The organism is Isoptericola croceus (assembly GCF_029382255.1).
GTDB lineage: Bacteria > Actinomycetota > Actinomycetes > Actinomycetales > Cellulomonadaceae > Isoptericola > Isoptericola croceus.
On the sequence record NZ_JARLLG010000060.1, the window covers coordinates 1 to 341 of the forward strand.

Here is a 341-nt window from a genome sequence, read left to right on the forward strand (position 1 = left end):
GTAGAAGTGTGAAAGTTGGATGAACTCGCAAACATACCAACCTTGAAAACCCACCAGAACCAGCTCCAACATTTCTTGCTTGAATGCTTGAGTCAATCTGGAAAATCTTCGGGTTATCTTTCAAGATGGATATGTGACGCTGGAGAACTAGGCCACCACCAATATCTCCTTCCAAACAAACAGATTCCTCCTCCCCTGATTGCTCAAGATACCTCCTCATGACATTGTATTCTTCAGTGCATCCAGCGGACCTATATTCAGTCCCACTGTATTCTTCATAACCATTGATTTCAATCCTGCTATGAAGCCACTGGGAATCAGAAGGGAGATGTGTCATCGAG

1 protein-coding gene is annotated in these 341 nt (G+C 44.0%); it reads right to left on the bottom strand.

What is annotated here, in order from left to right; genetic code table 11:
* A partial coding sequence (locus PZC42_RS24350; RefSeq protein WP_277213957.1) for a hypothetical protein occupies positions 1–341 on the bottom strand: 341 nt, incomplete at both ends.